This window comes from Betaproteobacteria bacterium (assembly GCA_009377585.1).
GTDB lineage: Bacteria > Pseudomonadota > Gammaproteobacteria > Burkholderiales > WYBJ01 > WYBJ01.
Map to the genome: position 1 here is coordinate 1 of WHTS01000113.1, position 18,969 is coordinate 18,969.

At 62.3% G+C, this 18,969-nt stretch carries 23 protein-coding genes and 2 pseudogenes; 8 read left to right on the plus strand and 17 right to left on the minus strand.

What is annotated here, in order from left to right:
- Positions 1-770: IS3 family transposase (locus tag GEV05_24900; protein MPZ46568.1), on the plus strand; the 770-nt coding region annotated here is incomplete at its 5' end.
- On the opposite strand, the gene GEV05_24905 is transcribed toward GEV05_24900, so the two are convergent.
- From GEV05_24905 to GEV05_24920, 4 genes are read right to left on the minus strand one after another with little or no spacing between them, the layout of a single operon-like run.
- Positions 754-1,251: a c-type cytochrome gene (locus GEV05_24905; GenBank protein ID MPZ46569.1), complete on the minus strand. Its 498-nt coding sequence runs from the start codon at positions 1,249-1,251 to the stop codon at positions 754-756. The genes GEV05_24900 and GEV05_24905 overlap by 17 nt on opposite strands.
- Positions 1,227-1,499 (minus strand): hypothetical protein, encoded by a 273-nt coding sequence (locus GEV05_24910; GenBank protein ID MPZ46570.1) that lies wholly within the window; start codon positions 1,497-1,499, stop codon positions 1,227-1,229. Before GEV05_24910 ends, GEV05_24905 begins: the two co-directional genes overlap by 25 nt.
- Positions 1,500-1,512: 13 nt before the next feature.
- Positions 1,513-1,962 carry a CopG family transcriptional regulator gene (locus GEV05_24915; GenBank protein ID MPZ46571.1) on the minus strand — a complete coding sequence of 150 codons (450 nt, stop codon included), beginning with the start codon at positions 1,960-1,962 and terminating at the stop codon, positions 1,513-1,515.
- 11 nt (positions 1,963-1,973) lie between these two features.
- Positions 1,974-3,398, minus strand: coding sequence for a multicopper oxidase domain-containing protein (locus GEV05_24920; GenBank protein MPZ46572.1), 1,425 nt, complete (start codon positions 3,396-3,398; stop codon positions 1,974-1,976).
- Positions 3,399-3,521: 123 nt separating this feature from the next.
- Here GEV05_24920 and GEV05_24925 point away from each other — a divergent pair, with 123 nt between their 5' ends.
- Complete coding sequence (locus GEV05_24925) at positions 3,522-3,998, plus strand: hypothetical protein (GenBank protein MPZ46573.1); 477 nt, start codon at positions 3,522-3,524, stop codon at positions 3,996-3,998.
- Positions 3,999-4,019: 21 nt separating this feature from the next.
- Here the strand turns inward: GEV05_24925 and GEV05_24930 are convergent.
- From GEV05_24930 to GEV05_24955, 6 genes and pseudogenes are all read right to left on the minus strand, one after another.
- Positions 4,020-4,610, minus strand: a pseudogene (locus GEV05_24930) (TIGR03756 family integrating conjugative element protein).
- A gap of 335 nt (positions 4,611-4,945) precedes the next feature.
- Positions 4,946-5,284 carry a hypothetical protein gene (locus GEV05_24935; protein ID MPZ46574.1) on the minus strand — a complete coding sequence of 113 codons (339 nt, stop codon included), beginning with the start codon at positions 5,282-5,284 and terminating at the stop codon, positions 4,946-4,948.
- Positions 5,285-5,517: 233 nt separating this feature from the next.
- On the minus strand, positions 5,518-6,174 hold the full coding sequence (locus tag GEV05_24940; GenBank protein MPZ46575.1) for an aquaporin family protein: 657 nt from the start codon (positions 6,172-6,174) through the stop codon (positions 5,518-5,520).
- Positions 6,171-6,674, minus strand: a complete 504-nt coding sequence (locus GEV05_24945; protein MPZ46576.1) for an arsenate reductase ArsC — start codon at positions 6,672-6,674, stop codon at positions 6,171-6,173. The genes GEV05_24940 and GEV05_24945 overlap by 4 nt, the downstream gene beginning before the upstream one ends.
- Positions 6,674-7,147: a glyoxalase/bleomycin resistance/dioxygenase family protein gene (locus GEV05_24950; protein ID MPZ46577.1), complete on the minus strand. Its 474-nt coding sequence runs from the start codon at positions 7,145-7,147 to the stop codon at positions 6,674-6,676. The genes GEV05_24945 and GEV05_24950 overlap by 1 nt, the downstream gene beginning before the upstream one ends.
- Positions 7,144-7,518, minus strand: a complete 375-nt coding sequence (locus GEV05_24955) for a metalloregulator ArsR/SmtB family transcription factor (GenBank protein ID MPZ46578.1) — start codon at positions 7,516-7,518, stop codon at positions 7,144-7,146. The genes GEV05_24950 and GEV05_24955 overlap by 4 nt, the downstream gene beginning before the upstream one ends.
- A gap of 527 nt (positions 7,519-8,045) precedes the next feature.
- On the opposite strand from GEV05_24955, the gene GEV05_24960 reads away from it, so the two are divergent.
- The 4 genes from GEV05_24960 to GEV05_24975 all read left to right on the plus strand — a co-directional run bounded on the left by GEV05_24960 (position 8,046) and on the right by GEV05_24975 (position 11,270).
- A complete protein-coding gene (locus GEV05_24960; GenBank protein ID MPZ46579.1) occupies positions 8,046-9,218 on the plus strand; it encodes a sulfate transporter in 1,173 nt (390 codons plus the stop codon).
- 466 nt (positions 9,219-9,684) lie between these two features.
- Entirely contained in the window at positions 9,685-10,068 is a 384-nt protein-coding gene (locus tag GEV05_24965; GenBank protein ID MPZ46580.1) for a thioredoxin fold domain-containing protein, read from the plus strand.
- A 5-nt stretch (positions 10,069-10,073) separates the two neighbouring features.
- Positions 10,074-10,790 (plus strand): cytochrome c biogenesis protein CcdA, encoded by a 717-nt coding sequence (locus GEV05_24970; protein MPZ46581.1) that lies wholly within the window; start codon positions 10,074-10,076, stop codon positions 10,788-10,790.
- A gap of 9 nt (positions 10,791-10,799) precedes the next feature.
- Entirely contained in the window at positions 10,800-11,270 is a 471-nt protein-coding gene (locus tag GEV05_24975) for a MerR family DNA-binding protein (protein MPZ46582.1), read from the plus strand.
- Here GEV05_24975 and GEV05_24980 read toward each other — a convergent pair.
- The 3 genes and pseudogenes from GEV05_24980 to GEV05_24990 form a co-directional block, all read right to left on the minus strand.
- Positions 11,267-11,590 (minus strand): YnfA family protein, encoded by a 324-nt coding sequence (locus GEV05_24980; GenBank protein ID MPZ46583.1) that lies wholly within the window; start codon positions 11,588-11,590, stop codon positions 11,267-11,269. The two genes, GEV05_24975 and GEV05_24980, sit on opposite strands and share 4 nt — an antisense overlap.
- A complete protein-coding gene (locus GEV05_24985) occupies positions 11,587-11,952 on the minus strand; it encodes a hypothetical protein (GenBank protein ID MPZ46584.1) in 366 nt (121 codons plus the stop codon). The genes GEV05_24980 and GEV05_24985 overlap by 4 nt, the downstream gene beginning before the upstream one ends.
- 149 nt (positions 11,953-12,101) lie before the next feature.
- Positions 12,102-13,354, minus strand: a pseudogene (locus GEV05_24990) (TSUP family transporter).
- On the opposite strand from GEV05_24990, the gene GEV05_24995 reads away from it, so the two are divergent.
- The gene (locus tag GEV05_24995) at positions 13,245-13,511 is read left to right on the plus strand and encodes a hypothetical protein (GenBank protein ID MPZ46585.1); all 267 of its coding nucleotides are present in this window, start codon (positions 13,245-13,247) and stop codon (positions 13,509-13,511) included. The pseudogene GEV05_24990 and the gene GEV05_24995 overlap by 110 nt on opposite strands.
- Positions 13,512-13,513: 2 nt before the next feature.
- On the opposite strand, the gene GEV05_25000 is transcribed toward GEV05_24995, so the two are convergent.
- The 4 genes from GEV05_25000 to GEV05_25015 all read right to left on the minus strand — a co-directional run bounded on the left by GEV05_25000 (position 13,514) and on the right by GEV05_25015 (position 18,558).
- Positions 13,514-14,011 carry a cation transporter gene (locus GEV05_25000; GenBank protein ID MPZ46586.1) on the minus strand — a complete coding sequence of 166 codons (498 nt, stop codon included), beginning with the start codon at positions 14,009-14,011 and terminating at the stop codon, positions 13,514-13,516.
- A gap of 704 nt (positions 14,012-14,715) precedes the next feature.
- The gene (locus tag GEV05_25005; protein MPZ46587.1) at positions 14,716-15,990 is read right to left on the minus strand and encodes a helix-turn-helix domain-containing protein; all 1,275 of its coding nucleotides are present in this window, start codon (positions 15,988-15,990) and stop codon (positions 14,716-14,718) included.
- 258 nt (positions 15,991-16,248) lie between these two features.
- Positions 16,249-17,334 (minus strand): hypothetical protein, encoded by a 1,086-nt coding sequence (locus GEV05_25010; protein ID MPZ46588.1) that lies wholly within the window; start codon positions 17,332-17,334, stop codon positions 16,249-16,251.
- 18 nt (positions 17,335-17,352) lie between these two features.
- Positions 17,353-18,558, minus strand: a complete 1,206-nt coding sequence (locus GEV05_25015; GenBank protein MPZ46589.1) for a hypothetical protein — start codon at positions 18,556-18,558, stop codon at positions 17,353-17,355.
- Between GEV05_25015 and GEV05_25020 the strand changes: the two genes are divergently transcribed.
- Positions 18,526-18,969: GntR family transcriptional regulator (locus GEV05_25020; GenBank protein ID MPZ46590.1), on the plus strand; the 444-nt coding region annotated here is incomplete at its 3' end. The genes GEV05_25015 and GEV05_25020 overlap by 33 nt on opposite strands.

Here is an 18,969-nt window from a genome sequence, read left to right on the forward strand (position 1 = left end):
CTCAGCCATGGAACAGATTCAACGCATCTTGGCGATTCCGCTCAAACGCACCGATACCCGTCTGGTCAAGCACCTCACGATGCAGGAGATGCAATCGATCCTCGACGCACCTCGCCCGCATGCTCGAGCGCGCGGGCGTAGCGGTCGGCCGGCTTCACGTCGCCACCCTCATGCGCCTGATGGGCATCGAGGCGATCTACCGCAAGAAACGAACCTCGATTCCAGCCCCGGGCCACACGATCTATCCGTACCTGCTGCGCGATGTCCAGATCGAGCGGCCCAACCAGGTCTGGGCCACCGACATCACCTACCTGCCCATGGCCAAGGGCTTTGCCTACCTGGTGGCGATCCTGGACCTCTACAGCCGCAAGGTGCTCGCCTGGCGAGTGAGCAATGTCATGACGACCGAGTTCTGCCTGGAGGCGCTCCAGGAGGCGCTGGCGCGCTACGGCGCGCCTGAGATCTTCAACACCGATCAGGGCAGCCAGTTCACCGCCGAGGCGTTCACCGCGCCCCTGTTGGCGAAGAAGGTACGAGTGAGTATGGACGGCAAGGGGCGCTGGGTGGACAACGTGTTCGTGGAGCGGCTGTGGAGGAGCGTGAAGTACGAGCACATCTACCTGCACGCCCACGAGACGGTGCGTGAGGTGAAGACGGCGCTCATGTGCTACTTCGACTTTTACAATAAATCCCGCCCCCACCAGAGCCTCGACTATCGGACCCCCGATGAGCTGTACTTCGGGCATGACAAACTCAAGCAGGCCGCGTAGCATGAAATTCGGGTCGCCCACGGCGTCGTGCGCTGCGTGCGTGAAAGACGCCGCATACCCTGCCTTGGAAAACCCTGCATCGCAGTTCAACACTTAACGACACGCCTTTTTCTGTCCAATCCAACCGAGCCACCGCTTTCTTCGGCGCATGCGGCCAGACCACGCCGTTCCTGGTGATGGCGAAGAGCACTTCGTCCGGGTGATGCCAAGTATGTCCGGATTCATCGTGCGGCCGGGCGGGGAGCTTCCCGTTCGGCAGGCGTTCGCGCCAGTTGGGCTGACCTTCCAGCTTCGCGCCGTGGCACGCGGCGCAGTGCTGCTGATACAGTTTCTCTCCGAGCAGCACGGTCGCGGCGTTTCGCGGGTCGGCACGCGGATCGTCTCCAGGAGACGACGTCTCAGTGCACGCGGATAGCGTCGCAACCACGCAGGCGACACCGATTCCCCGCGGGAGAATCATCTCGCGGGAGAATCCTGCCATTGGCTATTCGGCGAACGGTCTTTCAGCTTATCCTTGCCGCCCATCATTCCATTCATCATGGGGCAGCCCCCCGTCATCATCGAAGCACCGTCGCCTGAAGAAACCTTTCGATCGAGCCGGGCAATGGCCTGCTCGATGCGCTCGAGCCTTGCTTCGATGGTTTCCTGCTGGGTTTTCTTGACCTCGGCAAAGGCAGCGCTCCCGATCAGCGTTGCGGATAGAACGAGTGCGAAAGCGCTCTTGGTCATGTGGCTCTCCTGTCTAGTCAACCGCGTAAACTCGCGGTCGATACGGCGACGCGTTCAGGCTGATTTCGTAGATCTGGAACGGTTCGGTTTTGGTGCCCGTCATGCCGGGCGACCCTTGGGGCATTCCCGGCAGGGAAATACCGCGTATCTTCGGCCGTTCGCGGAGTAACCGGTCGATGATCCCGGCCGATACGTGGCCCTCGACCACATATCCGCCCACGAGGAGCGTATGACAACCGTACAGTTTCTCAGGTACGCCATGGTCACGCCTGATTCGGTCCAGATCATGAGTGGCGATTTCTGTTACACGGTAGCCATGGCGGCGCAGGTAGGCGGCGTGATACTCGCAACAGCCGCATTGGGGATTCTTGTACAAGGTGGCATCGCGGGAGGCTTCGCCGCCGTAGGCGAGGTTAACGGTGCTCAAGGAAGCAAGACCTGCGAGGAACGTACGTCGTTTCATTTGCGTCTCCTTCAAATGACCCGGATACAGGCCATCATGCCGCCGGCCTGGTGCTCGAGTACATGGCAATGGAACATCCAGTCGCCGGGGTTGTCCGCGACGAAAGCAATCTCAGCCCGCTCCCGCGGAGCGAGCATGACGGTATCGAGCCACTCGCGATGCCGCGTCTGCTGGCCATTGCGAGTAAGGACCCGGAACGAGTGCCCATGCAGGTGAATCGGATGGTGCCAAGCGGTATCGTTCACCAGGTTCAGCAGATAGCTGCGGCCACGGCGCATGATGAAGAGCGGATCGAATGCGGACGAGCCGTCACCGCAGCCGACGGACACGCCGTTGACGGCCCAGGCCATTCCTCGGGCCATGGCGCGCATGTCGCCCATCATCCCGCCGGTGAAAACCACCTCGTGTCGTTCGGCGTGCCTGAGGGTAGGTTCGGAAAGCGGGTTTGCGGGCAGCACCACGGGCTCGTCCGGACGGCGGCGTAACGGCGGCTCGTCGCTGTAGATCAACTTGATAAGTTCATAGACAAGACCTCGATAGAAGTCGTCCTGCACGATGTAGCGGGCGTGAGGTTTTCCGATCAGGTCAAGAATCAGATCAGCTCGCATGGCTGGCCCTAGCACGATCGCGCCGCCTTCCGGCTCGTGCGGCTCCACCGGTTGGCCATCGAGCGCGATGACCTGGGCTCTGTGATCCGTGAATCGAAGAGAAAAAATGCGTGCGGAAGCACCGTTGATCAGGCGCAGGCGAATCCGTTCGCCGGCACGCACACGAAGCTCGCTCGGCACGCGGCCATTGATCGTGACGGTGTTGCCGACGCGGCCGTTGTGGCTTACATCCATGAAACTGCCGAAGCCGCTGCGGATGGAGGCGTCCGGATCCAGGCGCCAGTCGCCGAGGACCCAGACCATGTCCCGATCCACCTTCACCGGCTCGGGTTCGTCGACGATCAATGCCCCCGCCAGGCCGCGCCCGACCTGCTCGTAGCTTCTCTGATGAGGATGGTAGAAGAAGGTGCCGGCATCTGGCACTACGAAGTCGTAGAGAAAGCTGCCGCCGGGCTCGATCGCGGGCTGGGTGATGAGCGGCACGCCATCCATGGCGTTCGGCACACGGATGCCGTGCCAATGAACCGTTGTACTTTCTGCGAGGGCATTCCTGACATGAACGCGCAGGCGATCGCCCTGCTGCAGCCGTAACGTAGGTCCCGGAATCGTTCCGTTGTATGCCCAGACACTTGTTTCAGGATAGTCGCTCGGAACGAGCTGGACACGGGCAGGGCCCGCGACCAGCTGCGCTTCCACAGTTCCGGAAGGAGCCCCGGCAGCAGAATTGCGGTGCAAGGAAAGTAGTGGCGTGGATGCGAGTCCTAGCATCCCCGCCAGGAAACGGCGCCGGCTATCGAGCGCGTGCGTTACTGCAAGTGCGTTCAACATTGTTCTCCGCGTTTACGGTCGCCCGATGGGCGAAAGCATGCCGCGGCGAAGTGCCGCAACAAGTTGCATGACTCGTATGGTCAGGCGGAGAAAACTTTGGGAGGGGCAGTATCAGGTGGGCCGGTGAGCGACAATACCGGTGCGTTACAACGCACTTCCGGCCGGCACGCGACCGTCGGCGGGGGAGCCGTGTCATCCGCGCCTAGCGCTGCTGCAAAATTCATGACGCAGGTTGCGTTGCAGTCCGCCATCAAGGCGTCGTCATCGCAACAGTCCCCATCTGACGAAGTACTCGACGATGTCGCGCAATCGGGCGCCATCCCCGATCCAGCGAACGCGACCGGGAGGGTGCCAAAAAGCAGCGCCACGATGAGCAGCGACGCGATGACTCTCGAAAGGTCTGTGCCTTTACTGGCCGATCGGCTTGCGCTGGATCTCATACTGAATGAGATCATGATGAACTATCCGAGTTCGACGGCGACAATCGTTCATTATCGCCCGGTTCGGCTCGACCCGTTGAAGCCCGGCGACAAAGCTCGTTTCCAGGCCGAGTGGCTCGGAGAAGCGTACACCGTGACGAGAATCGAGCCGGCACGATAGCGAGGGCTCTCGAGGGCCTCGTTACTTTCCGGAAACGGCGCAGGTGCTCTTGAGCGTGGGCGTGAGCTCCTGCCACTTGCCGGTAGAGGTATCGCCTTCCATCAAGGCGTCCGCCGGCCAGTAGCCGGCCCTCGGGTTGGCTAGCAGCGGCCGGTAAACGTGGGCCTGGCCGCGTCGTGTCACGACGTCGCCGGCTCGCTGGGCGACGACGGCCGCCTTGTAGTCGTCTACGTGATGCAGGAAACCGCCGCGCGGATAGACATTTCCCCAGAGACTCAAACCGGCGCGAGTACCGATCTCGCGCATTCCCGGAATCAGCGCTTCGGGATACAGGGACTCGGGAATGTTGTAGCGCCAGGCGATGGTATCGAGCGTGCTCAAAAGGTACGGCATGAACGCCGTTCCCGCGCCTGCGCAGGAGTAGCCCAATCGGCTTACGAACCGGCTGAAAAGGGTCGCGCCCGGATGCCCGATCACATCGGCGTTCTTGAACTTGGCGAGGTTGTTCTCGTGCTCCTCGCTCGTAGTACCGTTACCTCCGCCCTGGGCGGTGCGGTTCGGCAGGCTCATTGCACGGACCTCCACCCAGGGGTTCTCGCCGGTGTTCGAGTACCTCATCGAGCTGGGCGAGAACGTCTTCAATGGTCGAGTATGCGGTGGCGGTGGTTCCTGCCTTCACGAGGCTTGTGGAGAAACGGCTTATGGCTGTCGCGTTGGCCGGGCGCCTCGTACTGAGCGGGCCGGATCATGGCGCCGCCCCATGTGGCGAGGACGCCATCGCCAGCAGGCTTGGCGATGGTCAGGTTGGACGCACGCTCGTCTCGCCTGCCGGAAGCTGATCCTACCCACGACTATCTGGTTCCGCCGGTAGGTACCCTCGAGCCCGAGCTTGCAGGCGATGGTGAGGAAGTCGCGCCCGGGGACGTCGAAATGGTCGCTGTATCGGATTATGCCCGACGCGCCCGCCAGACCAGATCGCCGACCACGAGCTCCTCCGTCCTGACCTGGGACTCCGCCCCATTGCGCACGACGCGCGCGGTATCAGGCTGCAGCTCGAGCAGCCGGCGCACTGCCTGCGAGCTACGCGTTTTAACGATGAGGGAAAGCCACTCGGAGAAAATGTGGTAATTGCAGACCATCACCGCGACACAGAAGAACGGTGCGGTGGGAAACTGCGGCCCGCCGGCGGTAAGGCCATAAACGCCGCCTGCGAGACCTGCGAATGCGGCAGCTTCCAGCAATACGTGCTGATTGATGATCCCACGCCGTAACGCGTGCCAGGCCATGATGAGGATGGGGCGCGGGAGAAAGAACACCACCGTGACGGCAAGGGCGCCGGCGATCCAGGCGTCGAGACTGCCCAGGTGGCCCGCCTGCTTGAGCCAGAACTGCGACCTGGGTGTTCATGGACAGCCCCCGAAGCTCAATGGAGGCAAGCTTACGACCCGTACCAATGTACGGTGTCAAGGCTGGCGTTTGCGCCTGCTTAACCCTTTCTCAGCATACGCAGGATCGCGTACTAGATATTGGCTCGCGGCGCCAGCCACCTCGCAGCGACCAGGGCAAGGCCCATACCGGCCAGCTGCGACGCCATGAACGCGGCGACATTATTGGGCGCGATGCCGGCGAAGGTGTCCGTCAGCGAGCGGGCAAGGGTGACAGCTGGATTGGCAAAGCTGGTCGAGGACGTGAACCAGTAAGCCGCTGTAATCCACAGCGCGACTGCTGCCGCGATATGCGCCGGCACCTCGCGCGCCATGAGGCGAATGGTCAGCACCAAGCCGAATGTTGCGATCACTTCTCCAAGGAATTCCCCGAAGGTTCCGCGTGCGCGCACGCTCGTCTGCAACAGGGGCAAGCTGAACATGGCGTGCGCGGCGAAAACGCCGGCGCACGCGCCGGCAAACTGCGCCACGATGAAAGCTGCTGCCTCTTTAACTGCAAGTGACCGCTGAATGACCGCCGAGATAGTGACAGCCGGATTGAAATGCGCGCCGGATATCGGGCCGAATATCACAATAAGCGTAAACAGGCCGGCGCCGGTCGCTATCGTGTTCGCCAGCAGGGCGACCGCATCATTCCCGCCCGCCAGCTTCGCGCCCATGATCCCAGAGCCGACGACAACGGCCAGCAGCAGGGCCGTGCCAATGGCTTCAGCGACGACCCGGCCGATCACTGCTCTTTACCGATCAGCTTGAGGTGTTGCTCCGTCGCGAGTCTGTCGAGAGACTCAAGACGTAGGCTCGCCAGCAGGGCAATGCGCTTCTGCAGGATAGCGAACGCTTTCATAAAGGCAGCGTGCTTCTGCTCGTCCGAGCCTTCTACGGCGGCTGGATCTTCAACACCCCAATGGGCCGTCAACGGACGACCGGGCCAGACCGGACAGGTTTCTCCGGCCGCTTGGTCGCAGACCGTGATGATGATGTCCATATGCGGCGCGCCCGGCTTGGCGAATTCCTCCCACCCCTTGCTGCGCGCACCCGTTACGTTGATGCGATTGTTCCGCAGCATCTCGAGTGCGAACGGGTTCACCCTGCCGCTCGGATGGCTGCCCGCGCTGTAGGCGCGAAAGCGGCGGCGTCCTATTTCATTCAGGTAGGCCTCGGCCATGATGCTTCGTGCCGAATTGCCGGTGCAGAGAAACAGAACGTTGAAGGTTCTATCAGGGGCGCTCATCAGCAGCAGGCTTTGGATCGCACGGCTTGCACGGCAATCGTGGCTTTGGTTGGCGTACAGCAGGCCCCTTCATTATTCGCGGCAGCTTTGCGCGTCGTCTCGCCGTAGACCGGCACATCGCCCAAGGTACGGAAAGTCTCCCAGGCGATGCCTTGCGGGTCCGTGGTCCAGTACTTGTCCGAGCGGGCATAACAGCATTCGGCTTCGGGTTGATCGAGCGCGGCGATTTCTGCCTTGGCAACCTGATCGCGCAGCGCTACGAGCTCATCCTCGGTGTCGACCTGCATTCCGAGATGATCAACGCCCGCCTGTCGGCCGCGGGTGGAGATGGCGAAATTGATGCGCGGATCTTCCATCATCCACTTGGCGTAATCGGGCTTTTCGACGGTCGGCGGCATGCCGAAAGCGGTCGAGTAAAAGCGGATATTGGCGGCGAGATCATCGACAGCGACGTGAATATGGAAGCGCTTCATGCTTTGCTCCTTGCGGATTTGCGTTTCGGTTGAGGAGGGCAGCAACTGCCAAGGGCCGTCTCCATGACGGTCACACACTCTTCAGGCATGCCACGGCAGCAGTTCTGCGTGAGAAAGCTCATCAGCGCCGCCATGTGCTCATAGTCAACGCTGTAATAGATGAAACGCCCCTCCTGACGTGTGGACGTGAGGCCGGCATTGGCCAGCTCTTTGAGATGAAAGGACAACGTGGCGCCCGGCACCGCCAGTCTCTCCCCGATACGGCCGACAGCAACACCCTGGGGACCCGCCTCGACCAGCAGCCTAAAAATCGACAACCGGGTTTCCTGGGCCAGCGCGGAAAGCGCGCGGACAGCATCTTTAGTTTCCATATTTCTAGTGTTATAGAGATAATGCGATTAGTCAAGAGATATTGCTGCGACTTTCATTTCGCTCGCCGGTGTCGCCGCTCGCTACGAGCAATCGGCGCGGTGCTTGTAATAAGAGCTCGGTGGCGGAGACCTTTCATCCTCGGGACATCCCGCGCCCACCGAGTCGCTTACTGCAGCAGCGAAGCAGTAGCTTTTGATGACCTTGCTGAATTTGGCGACTTCCCGTTCGAGCTGCGTCCATCGCTTCCGATGTGGCGCGCATGGGTTCCAAACCCAGTTTTGAAGCTGCGAGCGGAAGCCAACACTGAACTTACCTTGGATTGGCGGTAACTCTGATGGGTGCAACCCTTGCAGTCGGCATCCGGCTCTGAAGCACAAGTACGCCTTGTCCACGGACGGTGTCTGGGGTTACCAATGTGAAGGCGGGGCAATGGCAGGATTAGGTGGTTTAGTGCCGCGTAGGCCATTCAGCAGTGAACTTCGCCAAGCGCGTTGCACCAACGCCCGCGCCGCAGTCTAATGCGGTCATGCTCGAAAAGCCCTTGGTATCCCTTGCAACTCGGTCGATCGCGCTAAATCGCTTCGACCGAATGGAATGGGCTGGCGCGTTCGGCGATCTCGGCACCCTGATTCCCTTCGTGGTTGCCTATATCGGCATGGTGGGCATGGATCCGTTCGGCATTTTGTTCGCGTTCGGCGTCGCCTTGGTCGTCTGCGGGCTCTACTATCGGACGCCGATGCCTGTGCAGCCGATGAAGGCAATCGGTGCGGTCGCGGCAACGCAGGCGGCTCAGACGGCCGTCATTACGCCCGCCGCCGTAGTCGGTGCGGGCCTCGCGACCGGCGGCATCTGGCTGCTACTCGGGTTGACCGGGACGGCGCGCCGCCTGGCCACTCTCGTGCCGCGCGTCGTTGTGACCGGCATTGTGCTGGGCCTCGGCATGGCTTTCATGATCGAAGGTATCAAGATGATGGCGAGCGGATGGCTCGTGGCAGCAATCGGGCTGAGCGGCACGGTGCTGCTGCTCACCAACCGCGTCATCCCCGCGATGTTCTTGCTCCTGATCTTTGGCGCAGCGTGCGGCTTGATCACCGAGCCTTCCTTGTGGGGCGATGTCGCCGAGATCACGGTCGAGTTCCGGGCGCCGACGTTTGCCCTGAGTGATTTGACGTGGCGGGATTTTCTGCTTGGCGCGGTGTTTTTGACGCTGCCACAGCTGCCCCTTACCCTGGGCAATGCGATCATTGCCACCGCCGACGAAAACAACCACCTGTTCGCCGATCGCCCCGTCGACGAGAACAAACTTTCCACGTCGACCGGGATTCTGAACATTTTCGGCGCGTCGGTCGGTGGCGTTCCAATGTGCCATGGCGCGGGCGGCATGGCGGGGCATGTCACCTTCGGCGCGCGCACGGGCGGCGCGACCGTCATCCTCGGCATCCTCTTGCTAGTAGTGGCCCTATTTCTCAGTAGCTCGGTTCAGACCCTGCTCGGCATCTTTCCAGCCGCCGTCCTGGGCGTCATCTTGTTTCTCACCGGCGCACAGCTCGCGCTCGGGTCCTGCGACTTCAGCAAGGACAGGGGCGAGCGGTTCATTACGCTGATTACCGCCGCTTTCTGCATCTGGAATGTCGGTATCGGGTTTCTCGTAGGCCTGGCCAGCACCTATCTGAACAAGCGCGGACGCCTGAGGTTGTAGCAGTCTGCAGCTTGGTTTATGGCCAGAGATCAGACGCGATCGCCAGGCCGACGTAAAGACGCCGCGGCGTGTCGCTGCGAAGAGGAACTAAGACAGCGGTCGCGCCCACCGCAAACGTGAGAAGAAAGGTGGGGGAGCCGATGACGGTCCCAAGAGCGCTGATGAATGCGCGCGCAAGATCTTGTACACCAATCCGTGTGATCGCTTTCGCCCAGCCCCTCCGCGCGGCTGTTGTGGAGCTGGGGGAGGGCGCGGTCTTCCTGCACGCGAAGCCTGCGGCATCGAGGTACTAGACGATGAGCGACGCTGCCGCGCTCCTGCCCGGTATCTCAGCTTCAGACGGCAGAGTTCGCTGCGGCGCCGCGAGTGGCAGCCCCGGCGTTGCACATCGACGCTCATCCCTTGACCTGGTGGTTATCCACCGGGCTTAGGATGCGTGTCGGTTATTCATTGAAAGGCGGCTCCCATGAAATTGCTCTTGTGTCTTCTGGCCTGCGCTCTGTTGTCCACAGCCGGTTGCGCGCTCGCTGCCGCGCCGGCACCGTTTGAGGCCGCTGCGTTTAAAGCCGCGGCTGAGGCAGGTAAGCCGGTGATTATTGAGGTCCATGCGGATTGGTGTGGTGAATGCAAAGCGCAGAACCAGGTGTTAACGAAGCTGACGGGGGAACCGGCCTATGCAAACCTGGTGCGCTTCCGCGTCGATTACGATCGCCAGAAGGATCTCGTAAAAAAATTCGGAGTCAGGAAGCAAAGCACGCTGGTGCTCTACAAAGGCAACACCGAGGTCGCGCGTCTGGTCGGTGAAACGGCCGAGGCCAAAATCAAAGCGATGCTCGGCAAGGCGATCTAACGCGCATGGGTAGCGCGTTTCTCGCGTTGATGGCCGGCATGCTGTCCACGGTGTCGCCGTGCATCTTGCCGATTCTGCCCATCGTGCTCGTCGGGGCGTTGAATACTCACCGCTACGGGCCCCTGGCTTTGGTCGCGGGCTTGACCCTCACCTTCACGTCGGTCGGGCTGCTGCTCTCCGGCGCCATTCGGGCATTTGACATTTCCGAGGATACGATTCGCCTCGTATCAGCGGGCTTACTGCTGCTATTCGGCATCGTCTTGCTGAGCGCGGCGCTACGCGCGCGCTTTGCCTTTGTGGCCTCGCCAATCTCTGCCCGACTCAATGAGGCCTTGGCCGGTTTTGCGCCGGACGGCCTACGCGGCCAGTTTACGGTGGGCGCGTTGCTGGGTGCGATGTGGGTACCCTGCGCCGGCCCGACGCTCGGCGGAGCGCTGTCGCTGGCTGCGAATAGCACGACATTGCCAGCAGCCGGGGTCATCATGGCGCTTTTCAGCCTTGGCGCCACGCTGCCTTTATTGCTGCTTGCCTACGGTTCCCGCAAGGCGCTGACGGCGCGCCGGGCTTCGCTCGCGGAGATCGGCCGGTGGGGCACACCCGTGCTGGGTGGCGTGCTCCTCGTCTTCGGTATATTGGTTATAGTCGGCTGGGATCGAACCATCCAGGCAGCGCTTGTAAACGCCATGCCCGAATGGCTCGTCACCGTAACGACACGGTTTTGAAGGACATCCATGAAGGAACTTGCTACGCCAAGGGCGACACTCACGACCTCCGCCATCATGAAGCGGTCCGGGCTGGGGCGGAATGCGCTGCGCTTCTACGAGGAAAGGGGTCTGCTGGAGTCTGCGCAGCGCACGGCCGCCGGCTATCGGCTCTACACACCCGCGGTGCTGCTCGATCTGCAATTCATCAAGCAGGCTAAAGCGGCCGGACTCTCACTGGCAGAGATAAAGGACTTGCTTGCCATCGGACGCGATGAAGTAAGCACCTGCGGCGCCGTTGCCAAGACGATCGCAGCGAAGGTCACCGATATTGAGGCCCTCATCGCTCAGCTGGAGCGGCGCAAGGCCTTTCTGCAGGAGTTTCTCGGCACCTGCAAATCGAACAACGCGGCGGCGCGCTGTGAGGTTCGAACGCGCGGATTTCAGCCGTCTGCGTGCTGCGCCCCTTCGTCGACAGGCGGTGCGGCGAAAGCGAATTAGCCGCGCGGGCCGAAGATGATGATGCCGGCACCCAGCAAGGCAACGCCGGCGCCGATCGCGTCCCATTGATCCGGACGCACGCGTTCCACGGCCCATAACCAGAACAGCGTCGCCACGATATAAACGCCGCCGTAGGCCGCATAGGCTCTCCCCGCGGCGGCGCTATCGATCAGCGTCAGCAGGTAAGCGAACGCGGCCAGCGCCACCATGCCGGGGATCAGCCAATAAACCGACTGGTCCAGCCTGAGCCACGCCCAGAACGCAAAACAGCCGGCAATTTCGGCGAGCGCGGCCAGAACGTAAACCGCGATCACTTTCATGGGCTGCACCGGCCTTGCGGTCCACAGCACGCCCCTGTCCCGGGCGCCGGGTCGCGGGCAATGAATTGCTCGAACAGAAAACTCGCCGCCGCGCGGGCTTCCTCTGGTGCCGTAATGGTCACTTGGACCGCGCCGGCGTGTTCCCGCACCTCAAAGGTCAGGAAGCTGCAACATTCCTCCTCCTTACGCACCATCGCGCGCACACGCGCGGCGGCATCGGCCCTATAGGAAAGCTGCAGAACCAGATCGTGCCGTTCGGCATGGCTTAACGCGTCGCGCGCGAGCTCCTGAATCGATGCAAGACGATCTTCGAGTTGCTGGCCCGTGAGCGCACAGGCGATCGGGTTGGGTTCAGTTCTCATCATTTACCTCCTTGCTCTCTATGCCACCCTAGCATGGTGGTTATAGGGCCAAGTCAAGGGGCCCCCAAACCTTTTAGCGCGCCGGCTCTGAAATGTCAGGTACGTTCCGCGTGGATAGCTGGAGCTGGGTGACGGCGTTCGACAAAAGTTTATGCGCTATGCCGCCAGACCTTCAGCGCGGAAACCATGAGAATGAGTGCCAAGCTGGGGAGCAGCACGCCGGCCGGCACGATGCCGAGCAAATAGCCGCCCACGAAGGTGCCGGCCAGCGATCCAGCCGCCATGATCAACACGAAGCGGCGGTTCCTACGCAGTACCCGGAAGCTACCATTGCGGCTGTAACGGACGAATCCGACAAGCATCGTCGGCAGGCTCACCGCGAGCGAGAGGCTGCCTGCGGTCTTGATATCCACGCTAAACAGCAAGATCAAGGTCGGGATGAGAAGCTCGCCCCAGCCACCCCCAGAAAGGACGCGACTACGCCGATGCCAAAGCCGGCTGCAACACCGGCGACCATCAAGCCTAGGCCGCTTAGCGCCGGTCCTCCCTGGACCGATGCGCCGTGCCCGAAGAGCAAGGCGCCCGCCATCAGGACCAACAGCACCGCCATGATCCGATAGAGCAGACTTGCACGCATCCGGGTGGCCCAATCGGCGGCGCACCACGCCCAAATCATGCTGCCCGCCAGCAGGTTGAGGATAATGGGCCAATGTCCGGCAACCTCGCCAAGGGGGATCGCTTGGGCCCGGAACAGCAAGGCAGAGGCGACCACGATCAAACTCATGGCCTTGTTGAGGATTACCGCCTCGAGCGCCGCGAAGTGAAATCACCCGATGAGAAGCGGCAAGCGAAATTCAGCGCCGCCAAGACCGATCAATCCCCCGAGCGCCCCAATGACCGCACCACCGCCGAAGGCGGCCGTGCCGTCCCGGGAGAGCGGCGTGATCACAGGCGTCTGAGTAACCGCTTCGAGCACACCCTGCGCAATGCGTTTGGGCCGGTCCCCGAGGGCGTGCACGGCCCGGGCATCGCCCTGCGGATCAACCTCGACGATCTTGGTCCCCTTGTTGACCGTGGCGCCGTCGTGGCTCAGTCCGCGCAGGCAGCCCGTGAGCGGCGCATAGATGGGCGCGTCACCGATGCGCGCAACTTCCTGCCCTTCGGTTACGGTATCGCCGATGTTAAGGCTAGTGCGGAAGATGCCAGCAACGGACGAATAGACGTAGCGATCACGGGCATGGCCGGCGATCGGCTGGGGCTCGCCCGACAGCTGACAAGTGGCGCCGACACGAATGACCGCGCCAAGTTCGTCGCCCCATTGGGTTTCGATCGCAACGTCGACGTTGTCACCGACCAAAGCAGATCCCGGGCAAGCCTGGCGGCTCTTCCTGACCACCGGCATTCTTGGCGGCTTCACCACGTTCTCAGCCTTTTCTCTCGATGTCACATTTCTGTATGAGCGCGGTGAGATTGCCATGACGGCGGTCTACGTACTGGCGTCAGCGGGCGTCTCGGTGGCGGCACTGTTCACCGGTCTCTTCCTCATGCGTACGCTATAGCGTCATGTCGCCGCGGCGCGGTGTTCCTGTCGGGCGGTGCGCCAGACCACTCTGGTCGCATCCGCATTCATCACCGCAATGCCGAGGCCGACGACCAAGTCCGGCCATCCGGAAAGTGTGGCGGCGGTAAGCAAGCCCGCGCCGATGATGGCTACGTTTGCGATCGCATCGTTCCGGGCCGAGAGGAAAGCCGCTTTCGTGAGGCTGCTGCTATGCCGGCGGTAGCTCGCCAGCATGAAGGCGCAACTCAGGTTGACCGCCAGGGCGCCGAGGCCCGTCAGCGAGAGCGCGAACGGTTCTGGAGGCACCGGCAGGGTGAACTTCTCCCACGCCATCCAAAGCGTTGCCAAACCGGGGACGAGCAGGATGCCAGCCAGTAGCATCCCCAGCCGCGCACGCCGCCTCGCCGTCCATCCCAGGGCGATCGCGATCAGGAAATTGACGGAGACGAGACGGACGGCGTTCTGCAACCCCCGGGGATGATCAGCGCGGTCCGCCATTGTCCACCCCCCGATGTGCCCGCCCTAAGGCCAAAGGTCGCCGGCACTCTTCGGTCGATTCTGAAGGAATGGGTTACCCACTACAATCGAGGGCGTGCGCATAGCGCGCTGGGGCCCGGTGTGCCAGATCCACCGCGGGATACGGCGGTGACTCCGAAGGCCGAATCCCGACATCGTCTGGCGGCGGGTGCGCTTGTGCTCGCGAAGCCGGTGCTAGGAGGTTTGCACCACGAATACTCACTCGCAACGATGCCGGCGAGCGCGTAATCTGATCTTGGGAAGTCGGCGACCTTTGCACGATGCAATAACTGCGTACCACACTCCGACGCTGTCGTCACCAACTACCGCCTGGCGCTCGAGTAATTTCAAGAGCAGTTCTCGGTGGTCTTCATTATGAATACGGACTTCAGCTGGCGGCGTGACCGAATATCTGCGGAGGACAGCGGTTTTAGTCACTAATGTTCGAGACTGAAGGTCCGGAGCGACAGTGACCAATAGTCTTTCCAATCGCCGAAAAGATAAATGGTCGTTCCAAAACGGGGACGAGCCGCGAAAATATATTGACGTCCAAAGCCGACGTGCGTACGCCCGTCGCGGACCAACTCGCCGATAGCGCCTTGCGAACTAACCGTTCGGCGGAGTGCCGGCTCGTTGTAGCGTACCGAACAACAACGGGACCCACGTTGCTGATTGCTTGATCTCCGCTATCCTTTTGCAGTCACTGTGAACGTACGGCGAAAGCGACTTGGGTCCATTCCGTGAAGTTGACTGAACGCGAGAGAAAAATTGCTCCTGCTGGAGAACCCGACCCGTTTAGCGACATCGGCCACCGGAAGTGCCGTGGTAACCAATAGCTCACTCGCGCGACGCAGCCGCACTAGCTTGACCAAACTCATCGGCGATTGACCAAAGGCGCGCCGGAATGCGGCGGCAAACGCTGAACGGCTCATGGCTGCGATCATCGCGAGACCTTCCACTGTAAATGCAGCGGCAGGCTGCTCGAAAACAGCGTGCAATGCGCGACTTAGCCGCGTGTCAGCCACACCGGCCAACCAGGGTAATAAGGGTAATGGCGAGGCCTCAAGCTCGATCCAGCGCCGTAACGCTAGTACCAGACACTGCTTGAGCAATGCCTCAGTCAGCACACGTGATCCTACTCCCGGCCGGGCCGACTCAGCCAGCGCCCGCGCCCGGCCCTGCTTGATGTAATTGACGACCGAGCCGAGCGAGGTGAGGAGGGTGGGTGTCTCGCCCGCGACGAGCGCGATATTGGCCGGGCCGCCACCCTTGTACTGGATGTGCAACATCTTGATATTCGCCATCGACATGAAGAGCGCCATCGCCATGTGCGCGTAGCTGCCGTTGCCGGAGGAGGCGTAGGTCAGGTCGTTCGGCCGTTTCTTCGCCAGGGCGCTCAGTTCCTTGCCGGTGCGCACCGGCAACGACGGATGCACCAGCAGCACGCCGACTTGCCGCGCCAGCGTGGTCACTCCGATGAAATCCTTCAGCGTGTCGTACGGCAGCTTCTTGTACAGATGCGCGTTGGCGATATGCGTCGTGGACTGCACCATCACCGTGTAGCCGTCGGGTGGGCTCTTGGCGACCACTTCTGCGCCGATGGTGCCGGCCGCGCCGCCGCGGTTCTCGAGTACGAACTGCTGGCCAGTGATCGCCGCCATCTTGCTGAATGCGATGCGCGCGGTCACGTCGTTGGAGCCTCCGGGCGGGAACACGATGAGCACGCGTACCGGCTTGGCGGGATAGCTTTGCGCCATGCAAGGCAGGGTGCATGCGCCCATCAATGCGGCGATGGATAACTTGAAGCCTGACTTCACCTTTCTCCTCAGGTAGAAATGATTGGTCACGCGCTGCCCGGTCTTGAACGATTTCACCTCGGAGCCGACCGCGACGATCTCGCCGGCGATCTCGTGTCCCGGAATGCGCGGATAGGGCGTGACGCGCCCGGGCGTGGCGACCATGCTGACGACCGTCAGCCCGATGCCACAGGCGCGCACCTTACTCAGGAGTCAGTAAGTGGGGCGACACATTCAGCTATGGCTACAGGAAGCAATTCTAGGGAATCTGTCGACTAAGCAAGCGACTGGTGAGTAATCAGGGCGTCGTTCGGGTCGATCTTGGGCATCGGCCGGTCCATCAGCTTCAACGGCGCGCCGAACTTTTCCAGCACCATCGCTTTCATCGTTTCCCTTTTGCTAATCGGGCGACTCGTAGTTGCATCAGGTTTCGAGCGGCAATCGCACGCGCTCGCCGCCGGACATCACCGAGCGCTGGATGGCAATGGTGGTCTCCAGCACCAGGCGTGCTTCCCTGGGCGTGGCGTGCGAAATGGGCCTGCCGGTGACGAGGTGGTCGAGCCATAGGCGGGTCTCGTTGCCGAGCGGGCCCCAGTACTCGTCGAGCGCCCAGTCGCCGGAGGGATTGCTGCCGGTGAACGCGAAATGGATCTTGTGGCCGGGCACGTAGGCGTGTCCCATGCCTTTTTCCGAGTACAGAATGTGCTCGCGATGATCGTCGTCGATGATCATCGTGCCCTCCGAGCCGAGCAACTCCACGCGGTCCGACTGTCCCAGCGTCGGGTACTGCGCCGGCAGCGCGTAGCTGATGCCGAGGTTGATGACGGCGCCGTCGGCGAGGGTGACGATGGCCCAGGTCACGTCGTGCACGTCGTAGCCGGCCTTCTTGAAGAGGCCGTGCTGCGCCCGGCCGACGGCTTCCACCGGCGGATTGCCTTCGTTGAACCACAGCATGAGATCGACGAAGTAGGTGAGGACGTCCACGACAGGGGTCGCCTCGGGGTTGCGTTTGAGGATTTCGAAAGCCTGCGCGCGCGTGTTGTAGACCCGCGCCATGCCCCCGGCAATCTTTCCGAGGTGGCCGTCGAGCACCTGCTGCTTGGCGCGCGCGAAGCAGCGCTTGAAGCGGCGGATGTAGCCGATGCGCAGGTCGCCACCGGTCTCCTGCACCTTGGCGAGGATTTGGTCGGCATCGGCGAGCGTCAGGCCGAGCGGTTTCTCCATCAGCACCGGCTTCCCCAGCTGAAGCGCCTGGCACACGGGCTCGACGTGCTCGTGCTCGGGCGTAGATACGATGACCGAGTTCACTTCCGGCCGGGAAATCATCTCCAGGTTGTTGGTGGACCAGACGTCGGCGCCGGCCCGTTCGGCCAGCGCCTTCGCGTTGGCCTCATTGATGTCCGAAACCGCCAGGAAGTGCACGGCGGGGTGGCGCGCGGCGAGGCGCGCTCTCAGGCTGCCGATGCGCCCCGAGCCGATCACCGCCACGCCCAGTTCTTTTTTCTTCACGCGTTCGCTCCGTGAATCTCAGAATCCGTACAGCGATGCGCCGGGCGCGGTCAGCCCCTGGGCGGCCCGCAGCAGGCAGAGCTGGTTGGTGCCGTCGGAATGGAGGAAGCTCGTCGCATCGCGCAGGTACTTCTCGACCGGGTGGTCGTGCATGATCGCCGCCCCGCCCAGGATCTCGCTTGCCAGCCTGCACGCCTCGAATGCCGTCTCCGAGGCGTTGACCTTGGCGAGGAGCCCCAGCGTGCGGGCCTCGGGCTGGCGGCGGTCGGCGAGCCATGCAGTGCGCCAGATCTGCGTGCGCGCTGCGTCTAGCTTCATCGCCATCTGCGCCAGCATCATCGCCACCGCCTGGAGCTCGCAGATAGGCTTGCCGCCCTGCACGCGCCGTTTTGAATATTCGAGGGCGTACTCGTAGGCCGCGCGCCCGACACCAAGCGCCGTTGCGGCCGCCTCGGCCTTGCTGCCCCACATATATTCCGAGCGCAGCCGCGACATGAGGCCCTCGCCGCCGAGCAGGTTGGCGACCGGCACCCGACAGTTCTCGAAATGAAATGTCCCGTTCGTCGCCAGCCGCTGACTGCTCTTCTCGTGGAAGAAGCCGGGGCGGAAGCCGGGCGTATCGGCGGGCACGATGAACACACTGCCACCATCGCGCAGCGTCTTCTTGGAGTCGGTGCGGGCGACGATGAAGTAGAGCTTCGCCATGCAGCCGTTGGAGACGTAGCGCTTGGCGCCATTGATCACGTAGTGGCCGTCGTCGCGCACTGCGGTCGTGCGGAAGTCGATGTCCGTCGAGTCGTAGTAGCCCTGATGGTCCGAGCCCGCACCTTCCTCGGTGAAGCCGATCGCGAAGGTCGCTTCCGGATCCTCGACGAAGGCGGGGATGAAGCGCTCCTGCTGTTCCGGCGTCATTGCGTCGGAGAGGATGTGCGCCATCTTCCAGCACTGATCCATGATGACTGCAAAACCGAGATCACCGACCGCGAGCTCTTCACCCACGATGCATAGGGTGAAGATGTCGGTGCCGGACCCGCCGTAGCGCTTGGGCACGCCGAGCGTGCGCAGGCCAAGTCGGTTCGCTTCCCGTATCCAGTCCCAGGGAATGCGCTCGGCCGCGGCCGGCAGGCGATCGCGGCGCTGTGCATCGGGCTTGATCGATTTCTCGACGAAGTCGCGCGCGACCGCGCGCCAATGCTTCTGCTCTTCCGACAGTCCAAAATCCACTGGCTCCTCCTGCTACCATTGGCCATCTTCCATCCTATTTGTCCGAACATATTACTGTCAACACGAATGAAGCAGCAGTCCGCCGCGAAGAAGCCCGCGCCGCGCTACCAGGCCATCGCCGATGTTCTGCGTGATGCCATCGCTCGCGGCCGCTACAAAGTCGGCTCGCGCCTGCCGACCGAGCACTGGCTGTGTCAGATGTTCGATGCCAGTCGGCATACCGTGCGCGAGGCGCTGCGCACGCTCACCGAGGAGCAACTCATCGTTCGCCGCCCGCGTGCCGGGTCGAAGATCATCGCGGCGCATTCGCCGACCATCTACGCCCAGAGCGTCACCTCGATGGAGCAGCTACTCAATTACCCGGAGACATGGCGCAAGACGCTGACAAGCCGGCGAGTGCGGGCCGATGCC